Source organism: Acidimicrobiia bacterium, from assembly GCA_016650365.1.
Lineage (GTDB): Bacteria > Actinomycetota > Acidimicrobiia > Spongiisociales > JAENVV01 > JAENVV01.
Window position 1 is genome coordinate 1 of the sequence record JAENVV010000146.1, and the last position, 5545, is coordinate 5545.

Annotated in this window: 6 protein-coding genes; all 6 read left to right on the plus strand. The window is 61.0% G+C overall.

Translation table 11 applies throughout. The features are described 5' to 3' along the window. A partial coding sequence (locus tag JJE47_08740; GenBank protein MBK5267507.1) for a sodium/proton-translocating pyrophosphatase occupies positions 1–478 on the plus strand: 478 nt, incomplete at its 5' end. A 333-nt stretch (positions 479–811) separates the two neighbouring features. Continuing rightward, on the plus strand, positions 812–1993 hold the full coding sequence (locus tag JJE47_08745) for an extracellular solute-binding protein (GenBank protein MBK5267508.1): 1182 nt from the start codon (positions 812–814) through the stop codon (positions 1991–1993). A 16-nt stretch (positions 1994–2009) separates the two neighbouring features. Next, positions 2010–2876, plus strand: coding sequence for an ABC transporter permease subunit (locus JJE47_08750; GenBank protein MBK5267509.1), 867 nt, complete (start codon positions 2010–2012; stop codon positions 2874–2876). Then, positions 2873–3742: an ABC transporter permease subunit gene (locus JJE47_08755; GenBank protein MBK5267510.1), complete on the plus strand. Its 870-nt coding sequence runs from the start codon at positions 2873–2875 to the stop codon at positions 3740–3742. The genes JJE47_08750 and JJE47_08755 overlap by 4 nt, the downstream gene beginning before the upstream one ends. Then, entirely contained in the window at positions 3739–4788 is a 1050-nt protein-coding gene (locus JJE47_08760; GenBank protein MBK5267511.1) for an ABC transporter ATP-binding protein, read from the plus strand. The genes JJE47_08755 and JJE47_08760 overlap by 4 nt, the downstream gene beginning before the upstream one ends. A 27-nt stretch (positions 4789–4815) precedes the next feature. Beyond that, positions 4816–5544 (plus strand): HAD family hydrolase, encoded by a 729-nt coding sequence (locus tag JJE47_08765; GenBank protein MBK5267512.1) that lies wholly within the window; start codon positions 4816–4818, stop codon positions 5542–5544. Position 5545 lies beyond the last annotated feature (1 nt).

A 5545-nucleotide genomic window follows, 5' to 3' on the forward strand; every position in this document is an offset into this window, starting at 1 on the left:
GGCGTTCGCTTTCGTCGAGCCGTTCTTCTTCATCGGCTACCTGATCTCGATCGCCATCTTCGGGCTCTACCAGGCCATCTTCATGGCCAACGCCGGTGGCGCCTGGGACAACGCGAAGAAGATCGTCGAAGTCGACCTCCAGGCCAAGGGCACCGCGTTGCACGATGCCTCGATCGTCGGCGACACCGTCGGCGACCCGTTCAAGGACACTTCCTCGGTGGCCCTGAACCCGGTCATCAAGTTCAGCACCCTGTTCGGAATGCTGGCGATCGAGCTGTCGATCATCATCGGCAACCCGGTCATCAACGCGGTCCTCGCCGTCGTCTTCGGCCTGGCCAGCGCGTACATGGTGTGGCGTTCCTTCTACGGCATGCGGATCGACCAGCCCATGCTGACCTCCGCCGACTTCGCGTACCTGAAGGAGGGCGCGCAGGCAGCAGAGGACGCAGCACCGGTCGAGGAGACAGTCGAGGCCTGATCGTCCTGACAACCGGAGCCAGCCCAGCCCTGGACTGATCCGGTGCCCGCCGCCCTCCCCCTCGCCGCGGGCGTCCGGTCGCGAAGGGGACGGTGGCCGAACTCACCGGCGGCCGCAGCCTCGAGCAGGTCTTCCTCGACCTCACCGCCCCCGGGGGTGCGGCGTGACCAGCCTCGATCTGACCCCTAGCGACGGCGCCGGCTGTTGCTTCAAGGCTAGATCCTAAGAACCGACCGCGCCCTCACCATCGTCATCGACCAACCATGGTCTCTGACGGCGCGCGACTGTTCCGCATCGCCTACGATTACGGCGACCCAAAAGGAGGCCAACCATATGAAAAGAAAAATCGCTCTCCTCATAGCCTTTGCGACCGTTGTCGCAGCGTGCGGAGGAACCTCAACCGACAGCACGGCCGCTCCCGGCACAACCGTAGGCGCTACTCCAACAACTGCCGCTTCTCCTGACACGACCGCCGCTGCAAGCGACACCACTGTCGCCGCAGACCCGATGGCCGATCTCGTGGCGGCAGCAGAAGCCGAAGGCATGTTGACCACGATCGCCCTGCCCCATGACTGGTGCAACTACGGCGCCGTAATCGACGGCTTCAAAGCGAAGTACCCGGGTATCGAAGTCAACGAACTCGTACCGGATGCCGGTTCAGCCGACGAGATCGAAGCCATCAAGGCCAACCAGAACAACCCCGGTCCGCAGGCACCTGACGTCATCGACGTCGGTCTTGCTTTTGGTCCGTCATCCAAGGCCGATGGACTCATCCAGCCATACAAGGTGTCGACCTGGGATTCGATCCCGGATGATGCCAAGGACGCCGAAGGATATTGGTACGGCGACTACTACGGCGTACTGGCTTTTGAGGTCAACACGGCCGTGCAACCGGACGTCCCGGCTGACTGGGCCGACCTGCTCGATCCCAAGTACAACGGTCAGATTGCACTGGCTGGCGATCCCCGCGCCTCCAATCAGGCCATCTTCTCGGTCTACGCCTCGGCCCTTGGCAACGGTGGATCCCTCGACGATGCCCAACCCGGGTTGGACTTCTTTGCCCAACTGAACGCGGCAGGAAACCTCGTCCCGTTGATCGCCGAGTCAGGTACCGTCGCCTCTGGTGAGACGCCCGTGACGATTCGCTGGACGTATAACGCTCTGGCGAACCGTGATGAGAACGGAGATTCCATCCAGGTCGTCGTTCCGGCTACCGGCCGATTCGGCGGGGTGTATGTCCAAGCGATCAGTGCCTATGCACCTCACCCCAACGCTGCCAAGCTGTGGATGGAGTACTTGTACTCCGATGAGGGTCAGCTCGGATGGCTGAGCGGCTACTGCAACCCGATCCGGTATGAGGATATGGCTGCCCGGGGCGTCGTTCCGGCAGATCTAGCTGCCAAGCTGCCCGACACGGTCGGTGCGGTGTTCCCGACCATCGAGCAGATCGAGACCGCCAAAGCCTTGATCGTCGACGGGTGGGACTCGACCGTCGGCCTCAATGTCGGTGGCTGAGACAGTCGATAAGGACATGGGGGGCGCCAAGCGCCCCCCATTCCGTTTCCGGTGGAACTGGTTGGGGGTCATGCCCTTCCTGCTGTTTGCCGGGGCGCTACTCATTCTGCCCACCATCGTCCTCGGCGCCCGCAGCCTGGCGGGGGCTGACGGATCAACCACCCTCGATAATTACCGCAACCTGGCGACTCCAGTCGTCATCGATTCGTTCAGACTCTCGATCAAGATCAGCCTCATTACCGCCCTCGTCGGAGGGATCTTCGGCTTTCTACTTGCCTGGTCCATGGTGCTCGGAGGCCTTCCCAAACCCGTTCGGTCACTTCTCAGTACCTTTTCAGGGGTCGCCTCCAATTTCGCCGGTGTGCCATTGGCCGCCGCATTCATCGCCACGGTTGGAAGGGTCGGCCTGTTTACCATCCTGCTCAAGGCTGCCGGATTCGACATGTACAAAGCGGGATTCGACCTCTACTCATTCATCGGGATCTCGGTTGTCTACCTCTATTTCCAATTCCCCCTCATGGTCCTGGTCATCACGCCCTCCATTGAAGGACTGAAGGAGGAGTGGCGGGAAGCCTCAGAGAACCTCGGCGCGTCGACCTACCAGTACTGGCGATACATCGCTCTCCCGGTGCTCATGCCTTCGATCCTCGGGGCCATGATTTTGCTGTTCGGGAACGCGTTCGGCGCCCATGCCACCGCGTTTGCCCTGACCGGTGGAAACCTCCGTTTGGCGACCATCCTGATCGGCCAGCAGATTTCGGGCGACGTGTTACAGAACCCTGGCCTCGGGTATGCGGTAGCGATGGGGATGGTGGCGGTCATGGCCGTCTCAATTGGCATCTATTCAATATTGCAGCGCCGGTCGGAGAGGTGGCTGGCATGACCATCGCCGGACCTCAATCAGGATCGCTCACCGGGCATGGTGCGGCCGGCGGACCGGGCAAGCCGACCGGATCGAACCCGATTCCTCCACAAGGCAGCCTGGTCCGACGACTTTGGCCGTGGCTCATTGTCGTCTTAGGTGTCGTGTATTTCGTGACACCGCTGCTCGGGACCATCCGACTCTCACTAAGGCACAACAATGGAACGTGGGAAGCGTGGAGGCTCATACTCGGGAACGAACAAATGTGGCCGGCCTTCGGGCAGTCGATCGTCAATGGATTGGCCACGATCGTGGTGAGTTTGCTCATCATCGTCCCTACCGCCTATTGGGTAGCTCTCAAGATGCCCCGTCTGAGGCCGTTCATCGAGTTCATCACATTGCTCCCGTTCGTTATCCCCGGCGTTGTGCTGGTACTGGCCCTCATCCGGCTTTACTCGGCTCCGCCGCTACTCCTGACCTCCACTTACAACTCGACGCGCATCGTGATGATCTGCGCGTATGCCGCGCTTTCGTTCCCGTATATGTACCGGTCCGTCGACAACGGGCTCCGCTCGATCGATGTGCGATCGCTGACCGAGGCAGCCCAGAGTTTGGGCGCCGGATGGCCGACGATCGTGACGAAGGTGATCTTTCCCAACATCAGACTGGCCATCCTCTCCGGGGCCTTGCTCACGTTCGCCATCGTCCTTGGCGAACTGACGATCGCCCTCTACATGGCCCAGCGGACCCTGGCCCCGTTCATGGCCGACATCGTTCGCAACAAACCGTTTGAGGCCGCCGCGCTGACACTGATCGCCTTCTCGGTCACCTGGCTGGCCCTGGGCATGATTTCGTACGTCACCAATCGGGCAGGGAGAAGAGCATGACATATCTCACATTGGAAGGTGTCCGCAAGACCTTCGGCGACATGGTGGCGGTGTCGGACTTCAACCTCTCGGTCGAACCGGGCGAGTTCGTGTCTTTCCTCGGACCGTCAGGTTGTGGAAAGACAACGACGCTGCGGATGGTGGGCGGCTTCGAACAGCCAACTGCCGGTCGCATCACCCTCGCCGGTGAGGACATCACCCATGCCCGACCCGCCACTCGTGACGTCGGAATGGTGTTCCAGTCCTACGCCCTATTCCCGAACATGACCGTGGCAGAGAACATCGGCTTCGGCCTCAAAGTGAAGAACGTCGACAAACATGAGATCCACACCAGGGTCGACGAATTGTTGGGCCTGATTGGTCTTCCGGAGAAAGCCAAGGCCTTCCCATTTGAGCTGTCAGGCGGTCAGCAACAGCGCGTGGCCCTGGCGCGAGCCTTGGCCATCCGACCCAAGGTCCTGCTTCTTGACGAACCCCTCTCGGCACTCGACGCCAAAATCCGAGACGAACTTCGAAACGAAATCAAGCGGATTCAGCGTTCCCTGGAAATCACCACCATCTATGTCACCCATGACCAGGAAGAGGCCATGGCGCTCTCTGACCGGGTGGTCGTGATGAGCAAGGGCGAGATGGAACAAGTCGGCAAACCGTTTGAGATCTATAACTATCCGTCCACCGAATTCGTAGCTTCGTTCGTCGGGCGTCTCAACCGAGTCAGTGCGGCCGTCATCGATGCGGGCCTGGGGACGGTTGGTATCGACGACACCGTCATCACCACCGGGGCGAAGATCGAGAGACCACAGGGGTCCCTGGTTGACATCATGTTAAGACCGGAGGAACTCGAGCTGAACGGTTCGCACACCAATCGCATTCCCGGGACGATCGAGACCGTATCGTTCCTTGGCTCGATCGTCCGTGTTGTCGTTGATGCGGGAAAGATCCCGCTGACCGTGGACATCTTCAACGAACGGCTTCTGGATATGCCGTCGGTCGGGGACACCGTCGAGGTGACGTTCCCGCCGCACGCCTGCTGGGTCTTGAGCTGACATCCGCTTGACGGCTGAACTCGTTCGATGATCATTGGAGCTGGTGACGCCCGGTTTGACGTCGACGCCGTCATCTTCGACAAAGACGGCACCTTGATCGACTTACTCGCTTCGTGGTCCCCGGCCGGGCAGGCATGGATCGAAGTGGCCTCGGGCGGAGACGCCGAACTTGCCGAGGAACTTGGAAACGTGATCGGGGTTCACAACGGCGAGGTTGTTGCCAACGGGCTCCTGGCGGCCGGCACGATGGGACAGCTGCAGTCGGAGACGAGGGCGGTCCTCGAACACCACGGGATCGTCAACGTCGCAGATCGGATAGCCCGTGCTCGAGAGTTGGCAGCCCGTACCACCAACGAACACTTGACCCCGATCGGGTCGGTGGCCGACACTCTGCAACGGCTGGTGGCTGCCGGGTTGAAGATCGGTGTGGTCACCTCCGACGATCGAGGAGCCACCCTTGTCGGCCTCGACCGGCTCGGAATCAGCGAACTCGTCGGCGTGATCGTGGCCGGGGACGATGGGGTTGCTCCTAAACCCTCCCCCGAACCGCTTCGCCTCGGCGCAGCCGTCCTCGGTGTATCTATTGAACGAACCCTGTACGTAGGGGATTCGAACGTCGACCGGGAAGCGGCGCTCTCGGCTCCAACTGCTGGTTTTGTACTGGTCGCCGGCGCGGCTCAAAAAACGCGGCAACCAGGGGTTGACGCCATCGTCAATTCGATCGACGAACTTGTGATCGGCACCGATAGTGACTGAC

Coding starts and splice junctions, on each gene's coding strand:
- JJE47_08745 (MBK5267508.1), top strand. CDS start 812: ATGAAAAGAAAAATCGCTCTCCTCATAGCCTTTGCGACCGTTGTCGCA.
- JJE47_08750 (MBK5267509.1), top strand. CDS start 2,010: ATGGGGGGCGCCAAGCGCCCCCCATTCCGTTTCCGGTGGAACTGGTTG.
- JJE47_08755 (MBK5267510.1), top strand. CDS start 2,873: ATGACCATCGCCGGACCTCAATCAGGATCGCTCACCGGGCATGGTGCG.
- JJE47_08760 (MBK5267511.1), top strand. CDS start 3,739: ATGACATATCTCACATTGGAAGGTGTCCGCAAGACCTTCGGCGACATG.
- JJE47_08765 (MBK5267512.1), top strand. CDS start 4,816: ATGATCATTGGAGCTGGTGACGCCCGGTTTGACGTCGACGCCGTCATC.